The 16,594-nt window shown below is 72.6% G+C and carries 15 protein-coding genes; 7 read left to right on the top strand and 8 right to left on the bottom strand.

Annotated features, from left to right (window positions below):
• The first annotated feature begins 19 nt into the window (after positions 1-19).
• The 5 genes from ACH34Q_RS42930 to ACH34Q_RS42910 are packed head-to-tail and all read left to right on the top strand — an operon-like array spanning position 20 to position 5,437.
• A complete protein-coding gene (locus ACH34Q_RS42930) occupies positions 20-1,204 on the top strand; it encodes a hypothetical protein (RefSeq protein ID WP_395988977.1) in 1,185 nt (394 codons plus the stop codon).
• Positions 1,204-1,896, top strand: coding sequence for a DUF4129 domain-containing protein (locus ACH34Q_RS42925; RefSeq protein ID WP_395988993.1), 693 nt, complete (start codon positions 1,204-1,206; stop codon positions 1,894-1,896). Before ACH34Q_RS42930 ends, ACH34Q_RS42925 begins: the two co-directional genes overlap by 1 nt.
• Entirely contained in the window at positions 1,890-3,110 is a 1,221-nt protein-coding gene (locus ACH34Q_RS42920; RefSeq protein WP_395988976.1) for a DUF4350 domain-containing protein, read from the top strand. Before ACH34Q_RS42925 ends, ACH34Q_RS42920 begins: the two co-directional genes overlap by 7 nt.
• A gap of 26 nt (positions 3,111-3,136) precedes the next feature.
• Positions 3,137-4,123 (top strand): AAA family ATPase, encoded by a 987-nt coding sequence (locus ACH34Q_RS42915; RefSeq protein ID WP_395988992.1) that lies wholly within the window; start codon positions 3,137-3,139, stop codon positions 4,121-4,123.
• A 21-nt stretch (positions 4,124-4,144) separates the two neighbouring features.
• Positions 4,145-5,437, top strand: a complete 1,293-nt coding sequence (locus ACH34Q_RS42910; RefSeq protein ID WP_395988975.1) for a DUF58 domain-containing protein — start codon at positions 4,145-4,147, stop codon at positions 5,435-5,437.
• A gap of 183 nt (positions 5,438-5,620) precedes the next feature.
• Here ACH34Q_RS42910 and ACH34Q_RS42905 read toward each other — a convergent pair whose 3' ends face one another.
• Positions 5,621-6,616, bottom strand: coding sequence for a stage II sporulation protein M (locus tag ACH34Q_RS42905; RefSeq protein ID WP_395988974.1), 996 nt, complete (start codon positions 6,614-6,616; stop codon positions 5,621-5,623).
• 68 nt (positions 6,617-6,684) lie between these two features.
• On the opposite strand from ACH34Q_RS42905, the gene ACH34Q_RS42900 reads away from it, so the two are divergent.
• Positions 6,685-7,770, top strand: coding sequence for an RDD family protein (locus ACH34Q_RS42900; protein ID WP_395988973.1), 1,086 nt, complete (start codon positions 6,685-6,687; stop codon positions 7,768-7,770).
• Here ACH34Q_RS42900 and ACH34Q_RS42895 read toward each other — a convergent pair.
• From ACH34Q_RS42895 to ahcY (ACH34Q_RS42885), 3 genes are all read right to left on the bottom strand, one after another.
• Complete coding sequence (locus tag ACH34Q_RS42895) at positions 7,767-8,339, bottom strand: hypothetical protein (RefSeq protein ID WP_395988972.1); 573 nt, start codon at positions 8,337-8,339, stop codon at positions 7,767-7,769. The genes ACH34Q_RS42900 and ACH34Q_RS42895 overlap by 4 nt on opposite strands.
• 3 nt (positions 8,340-8,342) lie before the next feature.
• A complete protein-coding gene (ahcY, locus tag ACH34Q_RS42890) occupies positions 8,343-9,599 on the bottom strand; it encodes an adenosylhomocysteinase (RefSeq protein WP_395988971.1) in 1,257 nt (418 codons plus the stop codon).
• Positions 9,600-9,679: 80 nt separating this feature from the next.
• Positions 9,680-11,110 carry an adenosylhomocysteinase gene (ahcY, locus tag ACH34Q_RS42885; protein WP_395988970.1) on the bottom strand — a complete coding sequence of 477 codons (1,431 nt, stop codon included), beginning with the start codon at positions 11,108-11,110 and terminating at the stop codon, positions 9,680-9,682.
• A gap of 171 nt (positions 11,111-11,281) precedes the next feature.
• On the opposite strand from ahcY (ACH34Q_RS42885), the gene ACH34Q_RS42880 reads away from it, so the two are divergent.
• Positions 11,282-11,650 (top strand): MerR family DNA-binding transcriptional regulator, encoded by a 369-nt coding sequence (locus tag ACH34Q_RS42880; protein WP_395988969.1) that lies wholly within the window; start codon positions 11,282-11,284, stop codon positions 11,648-11,650.
• Here ACH34Q_RS42880 and ACH34Q_RS42875 read toward each other — a convergent pair.
• The 4 genes from ACH34Q_RS42875 to ACH34Q_RS42860 all read right to left on the bottom strand — a co-directional run bounded on the left by ACH34Q_RS42875 (position 11,647) and on the right by ACH34Q_RS42860 (position 16,584).
• Positions 11,647-12,318, bottom strand: coding sequence for a response regulator (locus tag ACH34Q_RS42875; protein ID WP_395988991.1), 672 nt, complete (start codon positions 12,316-12,318; stop codon positions 11,647-11,649). The two genes, ACH34Q_RS42880 and ACH34Q_RS42875, sit on opposite strands and share 4 nt — an antisense overlap.
• Positions 12,319-12,372: 54 nt before the next feature.
• Entirely contained in the window at positions 12,373-14,007 is a 1,635-nt protein-coding gene (locus ACH34Q_RS42870; protein ID WP_395988968.1) for a sensor histidine kinase, read from the bottom strand.
• A 472-nt stretch (positions 14,008-14,479) separates the two neighbouring features.
• Positions 14,480-15,442 carry a cation diffusion facilitator family transporter gene (locus ACH34Q_RS42865; RefSeq protein WP_395988967.1) on the bottom strand — a complete coding sequence of 321 codons (963 nt, stop codon included), beginning with the start codon at positions 15,440-15,442 and terminating at the stop codon, positions 14,480-14,482.
• A complete protein-coding gene (locus ACH34Q_RS42860; protein ID WP_395988966.1) occupies positions 15,439-16,584 on the bottom strand; it encodes a bifunctional phosphoglucose/phosphomannose isomerase in 1,146 nt (381 codons plus the stop codon). The genes ACH34Q_RS42865 and ACH34Q_RS42860 overlap by 4 nt, the downstream gene beginning before the upstream one ends.
• Positions 16,585-16,594: the final 10 nt, after the last annotated feature.

Raw genomic sequence — 16,594 nt, 5'->3', positions numbered from 1 at the left:
CATCGCGCGGGGAGCAGACATGGCGACACCGGACGGTAGGGACGAGCATGCCGTCCCGGGCTCTCCGGTGCCCGGGGGCGACGCGCCGGGCGCCGGCACGCCGCCCGCGCTGGGCGGCGAGATCCCGTTCCGGCCGCTGTCGATCTCCGAGATCCTGGACGGCGCGATCGCGTGCATCCGGCTGTATCCGCGCGCCGTCCTCGGCCCGTCGCTGCTGCTCACCACCGTGATCCAGGTGGCCGGCTCGGTGGCGGCCTACTTCTTCGTCGGCCGTACGGCGCGCGACGAGGTGACGCCCGGCTGGGTGGTGCGCTCGGTCGGGACCCAGTTCACCCTCGGCGCGTTCGGCCTGGTGCTGTCGGCGCTGGCGATCGTGCTGCTGGCCGGGCTGATGGGGCCGGTCATCGGGCGCGGGCTGTTCGGCCGGCGGGTCTCGCTGCGCGGCGCGTGGCGGGACACCCGGCCCCGGCTGGGCCGGCTGATCCTCACCGCCCTGGCGGTCACGCTGATCCCGCTGCTGGCCCTGGCCCTGCCGATCCTGCCGTTCGCCCTGTTCATCGTGACCGACGCCCCTGCGGGGATCGGCGTGCTGGCCGGAATCATCGGCTTCCCCCTCGGCGCGGTCCTGATGGTCTGGCTGTACGTGCTGCTGGTGCTGGCCGCGCCCGCCGTGGTGATGGAACGGCAGACCGTCGGCGGCGCCCTCAAGCGCGCGCACGCGCTGTCCCGCGGCCGCTGGTGGCGGACCTTCGGGACCTGCCTGCTGGCCATCCTGGTCACCGTGTTCATGGGCTTCTTCGCGCTGCGGATCCCGTTCCTGCTGGTCGAGCTGCTCTTCTTCGGCTCGGGCAGCGGCGGCGAGAGCGCCACGATGCTCGCCCTGGCCGTGGACACCGTGGGCCGCATCGTGAGCTGGACGGTGGTGCTGCCGTTCGACGCGGGCGTGATCACCCTGCTCTACCTGGACCGCCGGATGCGCCGCGAGGGCTTCGACCTGGAGCTGCGCACCCGTGCGCACGAGCGCGCCGCGGCCCGTACCTCGTCCGTCCCGTCCGTCCCCACCGCCCCGGCGGGCAACGGCCGGAGCCCCGAGGGCGCGCCCTCCGGCGACGACGAGTTCTTCGAAGCCTGGCGAACCCCGTCCCTGAGCCGTTCCGCCCCCCAGGGCGAGCCCGTGCGTTCCGGACCGGGAGCGATGCCGTGATGCTCGATCCGATCGGCCGCGACGAGGCCCGGGAGATGGCCCGGCGCGAGCTGGAGAAGCCGATCTACGACCGCGATCAGCCGTCCTGGCTGGAGCGCGTCTTCGACCGGGTCGGCGAATGGCTGCGCGACCTGTTCAACCGGACCGCCGACCCCACGGTGCACGGCAACGGCGAGATGGGCTGGATCTCGCTGATCGTCATCCTGCTCCTGGTCGCGGCCGCGATCGCGCTGGTCGCCTGGCTGATGTGGGGCCGGGGCAACCTCCGCTCGCGGCGGGACGCGCTGCTGGAGGAGGAGCCGTCCACCGCCCGCGACCACCGCACGGCCGCCGAGGAGTTCGCCGCGGCCGGCGACTGGCCGCGCGCCATCCGCGAGCGGCTCCGCGCCATCGCCCGCGACCTGGAGGAACGGGCCGTGCTCGCGCCGCAGCCGGGCCGTACCGCCGACGAGCTGGCCGCCGAGGCGGGCGAGGCGCTGCCCGAGCTGGCCGACGCGCTGCGCGGCGGGGTACGGATCTTCGACGACGTCTGGTACGGCGACCGGCCCGGCAGCGCCGAGGCCTACGCGCAGCTGAAGGCCCTGGACGACCGGGTCCGCGCGGCCCGCCCGCGCCCCCTCGGCAGCGGCCGGGCCGGCACGGAAGACACCGACGACGCCGCTCTGGCCGAGGAGGCGGGCCTGCGATGGTGATGAGCGCCAAGCCCTCCACCACCCCCGCGCCGCCCGGGCCGGGGCCGAGCGGCGACGGGCCCACCGCGGGCCAGGTCGCCGGCCGCCGCTGGCGGGCCTCGCGGGGCGTGCTGCTCGCCGTGCTCGCGATGGTCGTGGTGGCGATCGCGCTCGCCGCGCTCCGCCCGTCCGGCTCGACCCAGGACCTCGACCCCGAGTCGGCGGGACCGGGCGGCACCCGCGCGCTCGCCGAGATCATCGAGCAGCGCGGCTCGCCCGTCCAGGTGGCCCGCCGCGCCACCGACGCCGCCGGCCCGGCCGTCGCCGGGACGGTCCTGGTGATCACTCGGCCGGACCGGCTCACCGACACCGACCTCACCCTGCTCCGCGGCACCCGCGCCGACCTGCTGCTGGTCGAGCCGACCCGGGACGTCCTCACCGCGCTGGCCCCCGGGATCGAACGGGCGAGCAGGAGCTTCGAGCCGATCGCCACGCCGGGATGCGCGCTGCCCGGTGCCCGGGTCGCCGGCGGGGTCGAGTTCGGCCAGTCCGACACGTACCAGATCAAGGCCGGCGGGGTCGGCTGCTACCACGCGGAGGACGCCCTCTACCGGGTGGCCCAGATCCCCGCCGCGGGCCGTACGGTCACCGTGCTCGGCTCCGCGCAGCCCCTCACCAACGAGAAGCTCGGCGACGAGGGCAACGCCGCGCTGGGCATGAACCTCGCGGACGCCCGCTCCGGGGTCGTCTGGCTGATCCCCGACCTGCCCGCGCCGGGCGACGGCAGCGAGGAGGAGACGCTGGGCGACCTGCTCCCGTTCGGGGTCCGGCTGCTCATCCTCCAGCTGCTCATCGCCGTGCTGCTGATCGCGCTGTGGCGGGCCCGCAGGCTCGGGCCCGTGGTGGCCGAGAACCTGCCGGTCATCGTCCGTTCCGCCGAGACCGTGGAGGGCCGGGCCCGGCTCTACCGGGCGCACCGGGCCCGTGGCAGCGCCGCCGACGCGCTGCGCTCCGGAACGCGCGAGCGCCTCGTACCGCTGCTCGGCCTCCCGCGCAGCGCCGCGCAGGACCCGGCCTCTGCGGCGGAGATCGTCGCCGCCATCGCCCAGCGCAGCGGCTACGACGAGGCGATGGTCGGCGCGGCACTGTACGGTCCTGAACCGGGCGACGACGGGCAACTCGTCGGGCTCACCGACCTCCTCGACGACCTGGAAAGGCAGGTACGGCTTTCGTGAACCACCCAGTCGAGTTCGACAAGGGGCTGCCGTCCGACGACGGACCCACCCCCGGCACCCCGGAGGGGGCCGAGTCGGCCCGGGCGGCGCTGACCGCGCTGCGCGCCGAGGTCGCCAAGACGGTCGTCGGCCAGGACTCGGTGGTCACCGGCCTGGTCATCTCGCTGCTGTGCCGCGGCCACGTGCTGCTGGAAGGCGTGCCCGGCACCGCCAAGACCCTGATGATCAGGACGCTGGCCCGGGCGCTCGACCTGGACTTCAAGCGGGTGCAGTTCACCCCCGACCTGATGCCCGGCGACGTCACCGGCTCGCTGATCTACGACAACCGGACCTCGGAGTTCGAGTTCCGCGAGGGCCCGGTCTTCACCAACCTGCTGCTCGCCGACGAGATCAACCGCACCCCGCCCAAGACGCAGGCGTCCCTGCTGGAGGCGATGGAGGAGCGGCAGGTCTCGGTGGAGGGCATGCCGCGGATGCTGCCCGACCCGTTCGTGGTCTGCGCGACCCAGAACCCCATCGAGTACGAGGGCACCTACCCGCTGCCCGAGGCCCAGCTCGACCGGTTCCTGCTGAAGCTGACCGTCCCCGTCCCCACCCGGGACGAGGAGATCTCGATGCTGCAGCGGCACGCCACCGGCTTCGACCCCCGCGACCTGTCGGCGGTGAAGCCGGTCGCCGGCGCCGCCGAACTGGCCGCCGGCCAGGCCGCGGTACGTACCGTCCACCTGGACCCGAAGGTCGCCGCGTACGTCGTCGACCTGTGCCGCGCCACCCGCCAGTCGCCGTCCCTGGCACTCGGCGTCTCGCCCCGTGGCGCCACCGCGCTGCTGGCGACCTCGCGCGCCTGGGCGTGGATGTCCGGCCGCGACTACGTCACCCCCGACGACGTGAAGGCACTGGCCCGCCCGACCCTGCGGCACCGCGTCCAGCTACGGCCCGAGGCCGAGCTGGAGGGCGCCACCACCGACGGCGTGCTGGAGGGCATCCTCGCCCATGTCCCGGCCCCCCGCTGACGGGATCGGAAGGATCTCCGCATGGCGCTGACCGGACGCCTGGGGCTGCTGGCCCTGCTCACCCTTCCGCTGCCGATCTTCTTCCCGAGCTGGTGGACGCTGCTCGGCGTGTTCGGCGTCCTGCTGCTGGGCGTGCTGATCGATCTGGCACTGGCGGGCAACGTCCGGGCGCTGCGCTTCCACCGTGACGGCGACACCAACGTCCGCCTCGGCGAGAAGGCCAAGGTCGCCCTCATCGTGGAGAACCTCGGCCGCCGCCGCCTGAAGGCCATCGTCCGGGACGCCTGGCCGCCGAGCGCCGGCGCGCTGACCCGTACCACCGGCGTGGACGTCCCCGCCAAGGAGCGCCGCCGTACGGACATCACCCTGGTCCCGACCCGGCGCGGCGACCGCAAGGCCGTGACCGTGACCGTCCGCTCCGTCGGCCCCCTCGGCCTGGCCGCCCGCCAGCTCTCCCGCCCGGCGCCCTGGACGGTCCGCGTCCTGCCCGCCTTCCCGTCCCGCCGCCACCTGCCCGGCAAGCTCGCCAAGCTGCGCCAGCTGACCGGCCAGCACGTGGCCCTCATCCGCGGCCAGGGCACCGAGTTCGACTCCCTGCGCGAGTACGTGGACGGCGACGACGTCCGCTCGATCGACTGGCGGGCCACCGCCCGCCGCGCCGACGTCGTCGTCCGCACCTGGCGCCCCGAGCGCGACCGCCGCCTCTACCTGGTCCTCGACACCGGCCGCACGGCCGCCGGCCGGGTCGGCGACATCCCCCGGCTCGACTGCTCGATGGACGCCGCCCTCCTGCTGGGCGCCCTGGCCTCCCGCGCCGGCGACCGCGTCGACCTGCTCGCCTACGACCGCCGCGTCCGTACCCGGGTGGAGGGCGCGTCCCGTACCGACCTGCTCCCCGCGATGGTGCAGGCCATGGCGCCGCTGGAGCCCGAGCTGATCGAGAGCGACGCCGCCGGCATGGTCTCCACGATCATGTCCAAGGTCCGGCAGCGCTGCCTGGTCGTGCTGCTCACCGAGCTCAACACCGCCGCCATGGAGGAGGGCCTGATCCCCCTCCTGCCCCAGCTCACCGCCCGCCACCTGGTCATGATCGCCGCCGTCGGCGACCCCCGGGTCGGCGAGATGGCCGGGATGCGCGGCGACCTCGCCGCCGTCTACGACGCCGCCGCCGCCGAACGCGCCCGCGCCGACCGCCGCCGTCTCACCGCCGAACTGCGCAGCCACGGCGTCGAGGTCGTCGACGCCCCACCCGAAGAGTTCGCCCCGGCCCTGGCCGACGCCTACCTGGCCCTCAAGGCCGCAGGACGACTCTGATTTATGGCGTCGCCCTTGGCGTCGGGCCTGGAGGCCCTCCTTCGGCGGGCGCCGGCGGCGATCGCCGCATCGCTCCGGCTCGCCCAGGGGCTCGCTGCGCGATCAGGTTCTCGCTTCGCTCGCACCTGGCTTCGCACGCGATCGCAACGCTGAGGCCGGGTGACGGCTGAGGAGGAACTGGGATCAGCCTGTCGTAGGAGCGACGTCGGGTTGGAGGTCGCTGTCGCCGGTTTCGCCTTGGCGGACGGCTCGGCGGCCCAGGACGATGACGTACGCGAGGAAGGCGACCTCGGCGACCACGCCGATGCCGATGCGGAGCCAGGTGACGTGGACCCAGCCGGTCACGAAGCCCTCGATGAGGCCGGAGACCAGCAGGACGGCGATCAGGCCGAGCGCGATGCTCATGGCGGCGCGGCCCTCTTCGGCCAGGGCCTGGCCGCGGCGGCGGCGGCCGGGGTCGATGATCGTCCAGCCGAGCTTGAGCCCGGCGGCGCAGGCCAGGTAGACGGCGGTCAGCTCGAGCAGTCCGTGCGGCAGGATCAGGCCGAAGAAGATGTCGCCCTTGCCGTGCGCGAACATCAGGCCCGCGGTGATGCCGAGGTTGACCTGGTTGAGCAGCAGCACGTAGATGGTCGGGATGCCGAGCAGGATGCCGAAGATCAGGGCGACCGCCGAGACCCAGGCGTTGTTGACCCAGACCTGGAACGCGAACGACGCGGCCGAATGCTCGACGTAGTAGTTGGCGAAGTCGTGCTCGACCAGCTGCTCGATCTCGTGCGAGGTGCCGACGGCGGCCTGGACCTGCGGGTCGCCGGCCACCCAGATCGCCAGCGCCAGCGCGACCAGGTTGCCGAGCACCGCGCAGCCGATCCACCACCAGCGCATCCGGTACGCGGCGGCCGGGAACGATACGGTGGCGAACCGGCCCATGTCCCGCCACAGCGGGGCCTGCGCGCCGGCGACGGCCGCGCGTCCCCGCGCCACCAGCGCGGACAGCCGGCCGACCAGCATCGGGTCGGGCGAACTCGACCGTACGACCGACAGATGGGTGGCGGTCCGCTGGTAGAGCTCGACCAGTTCGTCGATCTCGGGGCCGGTCAGCTTGCGGGTTGAGTTGATCAGCCGCTCCAGCCGCTGCCACTCGGCGTTGTGCGCGGCCACGTAGGCGTCGACGTCCACCCGGCGAGACTAACGCCTTGGCCGCTCGTACGGGCAAAATGGACCCGCACCCCAATGGAGGAGGGACCTTGACGCAACTCGTCACCGGCGAGGCCGTCGCGCTCGACATCAGGGTGGCGCGGCTGGCGAGCCGGGGCTGCGCCCTCCTGCTGGACCTGTTCTTCCAGCTGATGATCCTCAACGTGCTGCTGTACGTGGTGGGGATGACCACGCTGATCGCGGACGAGGCGTGGGGCGTCGGGCTGAGCATCCTGGTGATGGTCGCGGTGATCGTCGGCTACCCGTGCGCGTTCGAGACGCTGTCGCGCGGCCGCACGCTCGGCAAGCTCGCGGTGGGGCTGCGGGTGGTGGCCGACGACGGCGGGCCGATCCGGTTCCGGCAGGCGCTGGTACGGGCGCTGGCGGGGTTCCTGGAGTTCTTCGTCCTGTACGGGGCGCCCGCGCTGCTCACCTCGCTGTTCAACCGGCGCGGCAAGCGGCTCGGCGACGTGTTCGCGGGCACCGTGGTGATCCAGGAGCGGCTGCCGCACTCGGCGCTGCACGGACCGGTCGCGGTGATGCCGCCGCAGCTGGCCGGGTGGGGCCGCACCCTCGAGGTCTCGATGCTGTCGGACGAGCTGGCGCTGACCGCGCGGCAGTACCTGTCGCGTTTCTGGGAGCTTCGTCCCGAGATCCGCGACGGGCTGGGCGAGCGGATCGCCGAGCGGATGCTCGCCGTGGTGAGCCCGCCGCCGCCCCCGGGCGTGCGCCCGGAGATCTTCATCTCGGCCGTGCTGGCCGAACGGCGCCGCCGCGAGGAGTGGCGCCTCTGGAAGCGCTACGAGGCGCGGATGCGCAAGCTGGGCCGTCCGCTGCCCTTCGCGGCCGTGCAGGTGCCCGTTCCCATGATGGCGATGGCCGGCGGGCCTCCGATGGCCGGTCCGATGCGGCAGGGTCCGCCCATGCCGCCGCCGTTGAGCGCCCCCCAGCCGGGGCAGCCGCGCTTCCTGCCGCCGCAGAACTATGGCGCCGGGCCGTACCAGCAGGTCCTCACGCCGCCCGCTCCCGCTCCGGGCGGTTGGCCCCAGCAACCGCCACAGACCGGCGGATGGCCTCAGCAACCACCACATACCGGTGGCTGGCCCCAGCAGCCGCCTCAGCGGCCTCAGGGCTAGAGGTTCGGGGGCGACTGCAGCTCGGTGAGTTCGATGCCGGGAGCGTCCAGTACGACGTCTCCGGCGAGATGGACCGCGTACTCCTCGGCGGTCGCCAGGTCGGTCACCTCGTAGCGCGCGACGGGCAGCGGGTCGGTCTCGGTCGCGTACGGGGTGATCCCGGCCAGCCGCCAGCGCCGGTCGACGGTGAGCGCCGCGAGGGCCGTCCCCGCGACCTGGACGAGCCGTACCGTGACGCCCTCACCGGCCCGCAGGTCCAGCGAGCGCGACAGCGCGACGAGGAAGCCCGGGGACTCCCCCAGGAAGCCGATGGAACGCGCCTGGTGCTCGGTCGCGTCGCCGTCCCCGCCTCGTACCCACACCAGGTCTCGGCCGGTGACGCCGCCGCGGATCCACCACTGCGGCCCGGTCAGCTCGACCCGGATCTGCCGCCAGCGGGCGTCCACGACCAGGTCGGTGCGCACGCCGTCGGAGCGTTCCCCCACGTACCGCCAGCCGCCGGGGCCGGGCGCGCACTGGAAGGTCTCCTCGACGCCGTCGTCGAGATGGAGGTACGTTCCGCGCGGCACGGGTCAGGACCCCAGGCGCCAGGAGTGCAGGTAGTCCTCCTGGTCGGCGGTCAGGGCGTCGATGCCGATCGCCATGGAGGCCAGCTTGAGCCGGGCGACCTCGGTGTCGATCTCCTTGGGGACGTCGTGTACCGCCGGTTCGAGGGTCGCGTACGCGGCGGCCAGCCAGGCGCAGGTGAGGGCCTGGTCGGCGAACGACATGTCCATGACGGCGGCCGGATGCCCCTCGGCGGCGGCGAGGTTGACCAGCCGGCCCTCGGCCAGCAGCACCAGCCGCCGGCCGTCGGCGAGCACGTACTCGTCGGCCATCGGCCGGACGCCCTCGTTGACGCCGACCGCCAGTTCGGCCAGCCCGCGGACGTCGATCTCGATGTCGAAGTGCCCGGAGTTGGCCAGGATCGCGCCGTCCTTCATGACCGCGAAGTGCTCGGGCGTGATCACGTCCCGGTTGCCGGTCACGGTGATGAACACGTCGCCGCGCGGTGCGGCCTCGGCCATCGGCTGGACGGTGAAGCCCTGCAGCGCCGCGTCCAGGGCCTTGACCGGGTCGATCTCGGTGACCACGACCAGGGCCCCCAGGCCGCGCGCCCGTTCGGCCAGGCCACGGCCGCAGTAGCCGAAGCCCGCGATCACGATCGTCTTGCCCGCGAGCAGCGCGTTGGTGGCCCGGATGATCCCGTCCAGCGTGGACTGCCCGGTGCCGTACCGGTTGTCGAACATGTGCTTGGTGTCGGTGTCGTTCACCGCCACCATCGGGAACCGCAGCGCCCCCTCGCGGGCCATCTGGTGCAGCCGGATCACGCCGGTGGTGGTCTCCTCGCACCCGCCCTTGACGGTGTCGAGCAGATCCGTCCGGTCGATGTGCAGCGTGTTGACCAGGTCGCACCCGTCGTCCAGGACGAAGTCGGGCCGCGTCTCCAGCGCCTGATGGATGTGCCGGTAATAGCCCTCACGGTCCGTACCCGAACGCGCGAACACCTCCGCCCCGTACTCCTGTACGAGCGCCGCGGCGGTGTCGTCCTGCGTGGACAGCGGGTTCGAGGCCGCCAGCGCCACGCTCGCGCCGCCCGCCTGGAGCGTACGGATGAGATTGGCCGTCTCGGTCGTCACATGCATGCACGCCGCGATGCGAAAACCGGCCAGCGGCCGCTCAGCCGCGAACCGCTCCCGGATCTGCCGCAGCACGGGCATCGTCCGATCGGCCCACTCGATCCGCTTGACGCCCTCGTACGCCAGCGAAACGTCCGCGATATCGCTCACCAGACCTCTTCCACTCGTACGAGCGCCGCCGTACGGCCGGGACGGGCCGTACGGCGGCGGAGTCGCTACACCAGTACTTATCAGTAGCGGTAGTGCTCGGGCTTGTACGGGCCTTCGACGTGGACGCCGATGTAGGAGGCCTGCTCCTTGGTGAGCTCGGTCAGCTTGACGCCGAGCGCGTCCAGGTGGAGGCGGGCGACCTTCTCGTCCAGGTGCTTGGGCAGCACGTACACGCCGACCGGGTACTCCTCGGTCTTGGTGAACAGCTCGATCTGGGCGATCACCTGGTTGGTGAACGAGTTGGACATCACGAACGAGGGGTGGCCGGTGGCGCAGCCCAGGTTCATCAGCCGGCCCTCGGCCAGGACGAGGATCGAGTGGCCGTCGGCGAAGCGCCACTCGGCGACCTGCGGCTTGATGTCGATCTTCTCGATGCCGGGGGTCTTCGCCAGCCCGGCCATGTCGATCTCGTTGTCGAAGTGCCCGATGTTGGACACGATCGCCTGGTGCTTCATCCGGGCCATGTCGGCGGCGGAGATGATGTTGAAGTTGCCGGTGGTGGTGACGAAGATGTCGACGATCTCGACCACGTCGTCCAGGGTGGTGACCTGGAAGCCGTCCATCGCGGCCTGCAGCGCGCAGATCGGGTCGATCTCGGTGACGATCACGCGGGCGCCCTGGCCGCGCAGCGCGTCGGCGCAGCCCTTGCCCACGTCGCCGTAGCCGGCGACGAGCGCGACCTTGCCGCCGATCAGGACGTCGGTGGCGCGGTTGAGGCCGTCGATCACGCTGTGCCGGCAGCCGTACTTGTTGTCGAACTTCGACTTGGTGACCGAGTCGTTGACGTTGATCGCCGGGAAGGCGAGCGTGCCCTCCTTGGCCATCTCGTACAGCCGGTGGACGCCGGTGGTGGTCTCCTCGGTGACGCCCTTGATCGCGGCGGCGGTCTCGGTCCAGCGGCCCGGGCGCTCGGCGATGGTGCGGCGCAGCGTGGCCAGGACGACGCCGAGCTCCTCGGGGTCATCGGCGCCGGCGGTCGGGACCACGCCGGTCTTCTCGTACTCCTTGCCCTTGAGCACGAGCATCGTGGCGTCGCCGCCGTCGTCGAGGATCATGTTCGGGGGCGTTCCGTCCGGCCATGCGAGGGCCTGGTCGGTGCACCACCAGTACTCCTCCAGCGTCTCGCCCTTCCAGGCGAACACCGGGACGCCCTGCGGCTTGTCGGCGGTGCCTTCCTTGCCGACCACCACGGCCGCGGCGGCGTGGTCCTGGGTGGAGAAGATGTTGCAGGAGACCCAGCGGACGTCGGCGCCGAGCTCGACCAGCGTCTCGATCAGCACGGCGGTCTGGATCGTCATGTGCAGCGAGCCCATGATCTTGGCGCCGCGCAGCGGCTTCTCCTGGGCGTACTGCTTGCGTACGGCCATCAGACCGGGCATCTCGTGCTCGGCGAGCCGGATCTCCTTGCGCCCGAACTCGGCCAGCGACAGGTCGGCGACCTTGTAATCCATGCTTGTTCGACTCCTCGTCGTCCACTGGGTTCGGCGCCCGCCGCGCCATCACCGGCGTCATCGCCGGGGGCGGGGGTCCGGTGCCGGTACGTCCGCGAGTCTAGGGCCGTCCCCGGGTGGAGAGCACGGCCGGACCTGACTTTCTGACACGGATTTGTCAGAATCACCCTCATGCGCATCACGGAGGCCGCCCGCCGGCTCGGAACCTCGCCCCGCATGCTCCGCTATCGCGAGAGCCTCGGGCTGCTTCCCGCCACCCGGGAGGCGGCTCCCGGTCCCCAGGGCCGGGTCGCCGGCGGGCACCGGCGGTTCGGCGAGGCCGAGCTGCGCGCCGTCGCCCTCGCGCTGGCCCTGGAGAAGCGGTACGACATCGGCCCCGCGGAGCTGGCCTTCGGGCTGCGCGTACTGGCCGAGCCTGAGGTCAGGGCGCGGGTACGGGAGCTGGGCGAGCGCATCGGCCGGGTCTCCGCGCCGCCCACCCGGGCCCTGGACTTCGAGAAGGAGAAGGCCCTGCGCCTCCTCCGGCAGCGCCCCCGCTAGGGGCCGCTCTCGCCGGGGACTACCACGCCTGATTCGTAGGCGAGCATGACCGCTTGGGCTCGGTCGCGCAGGCCTAGCTTGGTGAAGACGCGGGCGACGTGGGTTTTTACTGTGTGCTCGCTCACCACGAGGCGCCGCGCGATCTCGCCGTTGGACAGGCCGCCCGCGATGAGGACCAGGACCTCGCTCTCCCGGGCGGTCAGCGTGGCCAGCTCGGACGGTGCCTGCGGGCGGTTGCGGCGCTGCTTGGTGAACTCGCGGATGAGGCGCCCGGTGACCTGCGGGGCCAGCAGGGAGTCGCCGCGGGCGACGACCCGTACGGCCGACACCAGTTCGTCGGCGGTGGCGTCCTTGAGCAGGAACCCGCTGGCACCCACCGCGAGCGCCTCGTAGACGTACTCGTCCACGTCGAACGTGGTCAGCACCAGCACGCGGACGCCGTCCGCCCAGGGCTTGGCCAGGATCTGGCGGGTGGCCTCGATCCCGTCCATGCCGGGCATCCGGATGTCCATCACGACCACGTCGGGGCGCTCGGCCTCGGCCAGCCGGACGGCCTCGCGGCCGTCGCCCGCCTCACCGGCGACCGAGATGTCGGGCTGGGCGTCCAGCAGCGCGGCGAACCCCGCCCGCACGATCGTCTGGTCGTCGACGACCAGCACCTTGATCATTCCGTCGATCACGCCGCGGCTCCGGAACGGTCGCCGGACCGCGGAGCGCGGCGGTCAGGGTCGGCCGGGGCCGGGCGGCGGCTGGGAACCGGGATCACGGGTGGTGCTCTCCTGTCTCGTGAGCGGAAGCTCGGCCTCCACCAGGAACCCGCCCTCGACGGCCGGACCGGCGGAGAACCGTCCGCCCAGCATGGTCGCACGTTCCTGCATGCCCACGAGGCCGTGTCCGCCGCCCTCTTGGCCCGATTGCGGCGTTTCCATGCGAGTACGCCCGGCATGGCCGGGGTCGGCGGGGTTCGCCGGGTCCAGTACGGCAGTACGGGAAGGCGTCCCGTCCCGGTTCAGGATCATGGTCTGCGCGGCCGCCCCGTCGTCGCGGACCCGTACCGCCAGCCGGTCCGGCAGGTAGCTGAGCTCGACCCGTACCCCGGCACCGGGCGCGTGCCGCCGCGCGTTGGTGAGCGCCTCCTGGACGATCCGGTACGCCGACAGCTCGACCGTCGTGGACAGCGAGCGCGGCTCGCCCTGGACGGCGAGATCGACATGGCCGCCCGCGCCCCGGTGCTGCTCGACCAGGTCGGGCAGCCGGTCCAGGCGCGGCTGCGGCGCCGATTCGGGGTCGGGCTTGGCGTCGGCGCGCAGCACGCTGAGCAGCCGGCGCATCTCCACCAGGGCGTCCCGGGCCGTCCTGGCGATCTCGGTGTAGCCGGCGCGGGCCTCGGGCGAGAGGTTCTGCATCGTGTACGGGGCGGTCTCCGCCTGTACGGCGATCATCGAGACCGAGTGCGCGACCACGTCGTGCAGCTCGCGGGCGATCCGGGCCCGTTCCCGCATCACGGCCTGCTCGCGCTGGACGGCGGTGAGCCGGGTCAGGGTCTCGCTGGTGCGCTCGTGCGCCTCCGCCTGGGTCCGTCCCGCCGTCTCCACCACGCGGCGCGCGTCGCCGAGCCCGATCGCCGCCAGCACGGCGACGACCGCGGCGGGCCACGGGATGTCGTCCAGCGTGCCGGTCGCCAGGTAGACCACGGCGACCGTCACCGCCGCGCCGACCGCCAGCCCGCCGGCCGACTGCCTCGGCAGCTGCCTGGCCAGCGCGTACAGCGTGTAGAGGGCGGCGAACGCGGTCGTCACCAGCACGGCCTGGCCGGTCAGCAGGCTGGCCGCGAACGCGCCGAGCACCACGGCCGCGACCGGCCGCAGGTACTCCTGGCGCCACACCAGCGGCAGCGTCGCCGCGACGGCGAACGCGCCGGCGACGTTCACCGGGTTCTCCAGCCGGGGTGCCAGCTCGGCGAGCGCCGCGATGGTCAGCGCGAGGCCGGTGAGCGGGGCGAAGTACCACGACCCGGTGAAGTCGCTCCAGGTGTTGATCCAGCGCGGCAGCGGCGCCGTGGCGCCGGCCGGGGCGATCCTGGTGCGGCCGTCGCCGCCCGGGCCCCCTGGCGGTACGGCGCGGCGGCCGTAGAGCCGGGCGCCGATCCGTACCGCGAGCGGGCGCAGCAGCCGGCCGATCCCGGTGAGGATCCACAGCAGCAGCTGGCCCAGGCCCGCGACGATCCGCCCGGACAGCCGCCACGCATGATGGACGAGCGCCGGGCCGAACCTGGTGGGAGGCGCCGCCTGGTCACCCGGCCGGCCCCCGGCGGGGCCGTCCGGCGGCGCGGTCTGGGAGTGCTGGTCGCTGGTCACTCCCCAATACTGACCGCTGCGCGCCGCTTCTCACCTCACCGTGCGGTGTTATGCGGACGAGCGGTATCCCCCTGCAGGACGACACTCGGTCCCTCCTCTGGGTGGACGTGCGGCGGGGGTGGACGCACGTAATGTCTTAATCGTGACCGCGCCGGTGGCGCCGCCGACCTAGGGGGTTCGGCGGAGCCGCCGCGGTCACACCAGAACCGCCCGGCTTCAGGGGTCCGGGCGGGGAGCATGGGAAGGCGTCCTCGCCGTCCGGCCGCGGGAACGTACCTCTCGGGGTACGGCCGATCAAGCCTGGGCTGGGGTCGACCGGCAGCCGGCGGCCGGACGGCGAGGAGCCGCCTTCCCTTCCGGACGACACCGCCCTTCAGGAAAGGCCTCCGGCCCGCCACGCGCGAGGCGCGGACGGGCCGGGAACGTCTCTCAGGGGGACGTACTTCCAGGGGCGTGCTTCCAGGAAACGTCGTCAGGACGACGCGGGGGTCTCCTTGGTCGTCGCCACGGGGGTGTCCTCGCGGGCGGGCTCGTCGATGGCCGGCTCCAGGTAGATCAGCCGGGCCTCCGGGAACTGCGCCCTGATCTTGGCCTCGGCGGCATCGATGCCCCGCGCCACCTCGGCGGCGGTGTCATCGTGCTTCACCGCGATCTTGGCGGCGATCAGCATCTCCTCCGGGCCGACGTACTGGGTCCGGATGTGCATGACGTGATCGACCTCGTCCACCGACTCCAGCGCCCGCAGGATCTCCTGCTCGACCTCCGGGTCGGCGCCCTCGCCGATCAGCAGGCTCTTGGTCTCGATCGCCAGCACGATCGCGATGATCGCCAGCAGCACGCCGATGCACACCGTGCCGACGCCGTCCCAGACGCCGTTGCCGGTCACCACGGCCATCGTGACGCCCAGCAGCGCCAGGATCAGGCCGACCAGCGCGCCGAGGTCCTCCAGCAGCACCACCGGCAACTCGGGCGACTTGGACCGCCGGATGAACTGCGTCCACGACTTGTCGCCGCGCACCTTGTTGGACTCCACGATCGCGGTACGGAACGAGAAGATCTCCATGATGATCGCGGCGCTCAGCACGCCGAACGCCCAGGCGGGCGACTTGACCGCGTGCGGGTCGGTGATCTTGTGGATGCCCTCGTACAGCGAGAACACCGCGCCCACGGTGAAAAGGATCACCGCGACCACGAACGCGTAGAAGTAGCGCTCCCGGCCGTACCCGAACGGATGCTGCGGCGTCCGGGTGCGCTCGGAGCGCTTGCGGCCGACCAGCAGCAGGGCCTGGTTGCCGGAGTCGGCCAGCGAGTGGATCGACTCGGCCAGCATCGACGACGACTGCGTGAACACGTACGCGACGAACTTGGAGACCGCGATTCCCAGGTTGGCGGCCAGCGCGGCGACGATCGCCTTGGTTCCGCCTTCAGCACTCATGTATCAACGATCCTTGCCTTGAGCTCTTGAATGGCCGACACCGGAGTCGGGTCGGCCCCCAGCGCGATAGCCAAGTAAACCGTGATGTAGTCCGACAGCGCGATCATTGTCGCGATTCTCTCCAGCGGATGGTCGCCCTCGGCCGGGATCTCGGTCACCGCGATCCCGCGCGCCCGCGCCAGCTCCACGGTCACCTCGCGGCGTCGTCCCACCTGAGGATGCTCGTCGCTGTCCCGCAGCATGACCACGTGCAGCCCGTGCTCGGACTCGTCCGTACGGTCGCGGAAGAAATCGTCCGGATCCCCCGAGCCGCCCCGCGAGGCGAAGAACCCGTCGAACGCGACCACCTGATTGTGACCGGTCTCGGGCAGCTCGCCGAAGACGCCCGGATACTTGGCGTTCTCGTTGAGCTGGCAGCAGAACCGGTACGCCGCCGTACCCGCCAGCGGTGAGGTCCCCCACACCAGCGGCACATCGCCCATCAGATCGAGAGCGGTCCGCTTGGCCGGGTTGACGAACGACTCGCTGTCCGGCCGGCACCGGTGCGCCACGTCCTCCAGCCGCACGGCGGCCGACTCCAGCACGTCGTCCGGCAGGTGGATCAGCTTGAGCGTGCGGGCCGCCAGCAGCAGCGGAACGGTCAGCGCCCACAGCGTCGCCCTGGGCTGCCCCACCGAACGCGCCGGGACGAACAGCCCCCGGGTCCGTTCGGCCAGCTCCGCCAGCGGCGACCCGGCCCCGCCCACGAACATCAGCCGGCACCCGCGCCGCGCCGCCTCCGCCGCGACCACCAGCGTCTCCTCGGTCCCGCCCGAGCACGACACCGCGATCACCAGATCGGCGGCGCCCACCCAGCCGGGCAGCCGGTAGCCCCGTACGGTCACGATCGGAACCGCGCAGCCCAGCCCGCAGACGGCCGCCAGCACGTCGCCCGAGATGCCCGAGCCGCCCATCCCGGTGACCACGATCGCCCGCGGCCGCCCGTCCTCGGCCAGCGTCTCGATCCCGGCCTCGGCGGTCAGCCGCCGCGCCTCCCGGATCTGCGCCGCCGACGAGGCCACCTGCCGCAGCATCCCGCCCGGATCGGCGTCCTCGATCGCCCGCAGATCGTCGAGCCTGCCGGAATCGACCCCATCGCTCACCGTGCTGCCC

Source organism: Actinomadura sp. 9N407 (assembly GCF_044326315.1).
In the GTDB taxonomy this organism is placed as follows: domain Bacteria; phylum Actinomycetota; class Actinomycetes; order Streptosporangiales; family Streptosporangiaceae; genus Spirillospora.
The sequence above is the reverse complement of the archived record's forward strand: the minus strand, read 5'-3'. Positions and strand labels throughout refer to the sequence as shown.

What these genes read in the sequence shown, in the direction of transcription:
- ACH34Q_RS42930 (WP_395988977.1), top strand. Translation starts at nt 20, where the DNA reads ATGGCGACACCGGACGGTAGGGACGAGCATGCCGTCCCGGGCTCTCCG.
- ACH34Q_RS42925 (WP_395988993.1), top strand. Translation starts at nt 1,204, where the DNA reads ATGCTCGATCCGATCGGCCGCGACGAGGCCCGGGAGATGGCCCGGCGC.
- ACH34Q_RS42920 (WP_395988976.1), top strand. Translation starts at nt 1,890, where the DNA reads ATGGTGATGAGCGCCAAGCCCTCCACCACCCCCGCGCCGCCCGGGCCG.
- ACH34Q_RS42910 (WP_395988975.1), top strand. Translation starts at nt 4,145, where the DNA reads ATGGCGCTGACCGGACGCCTGGGGCTGCTGGCCCTGCTCACCCTTCCG.
- ahcY (WP_395988970.1), bottom strand. Translation starts at nt 11,110, where the DNA reads ATGGATTACAAGGTCGCCGACCTGTCGCTGGCCGAGTTCGGGCGCAAG.
- ACH34Q_RS42880 (WP_395988969.1), top strand. Translation starts at nt 11,282, where the DNA reads ATGCGCATCACGGAGGCCGCCCGCCGGCTCGGAACCTCGCCCCGCATG.
- ACH34Q_RS42875 (WP_395988991.1), bottom strand. Translation starts at nt 12,318, where the DNA reads ATGATCAAGGTGCTGGTCGTCGACGACCAGACGATCGTGCGGGCGGGG.
- ACH34Q_RS42865 (WP_395988967.1), bottom strand. Translation starts at nt 15,442, where the DNA reads ATGAGTGCTGAAGGCGGAACCAAGGCGATCGTCGCCGCGCTGGCCGCC.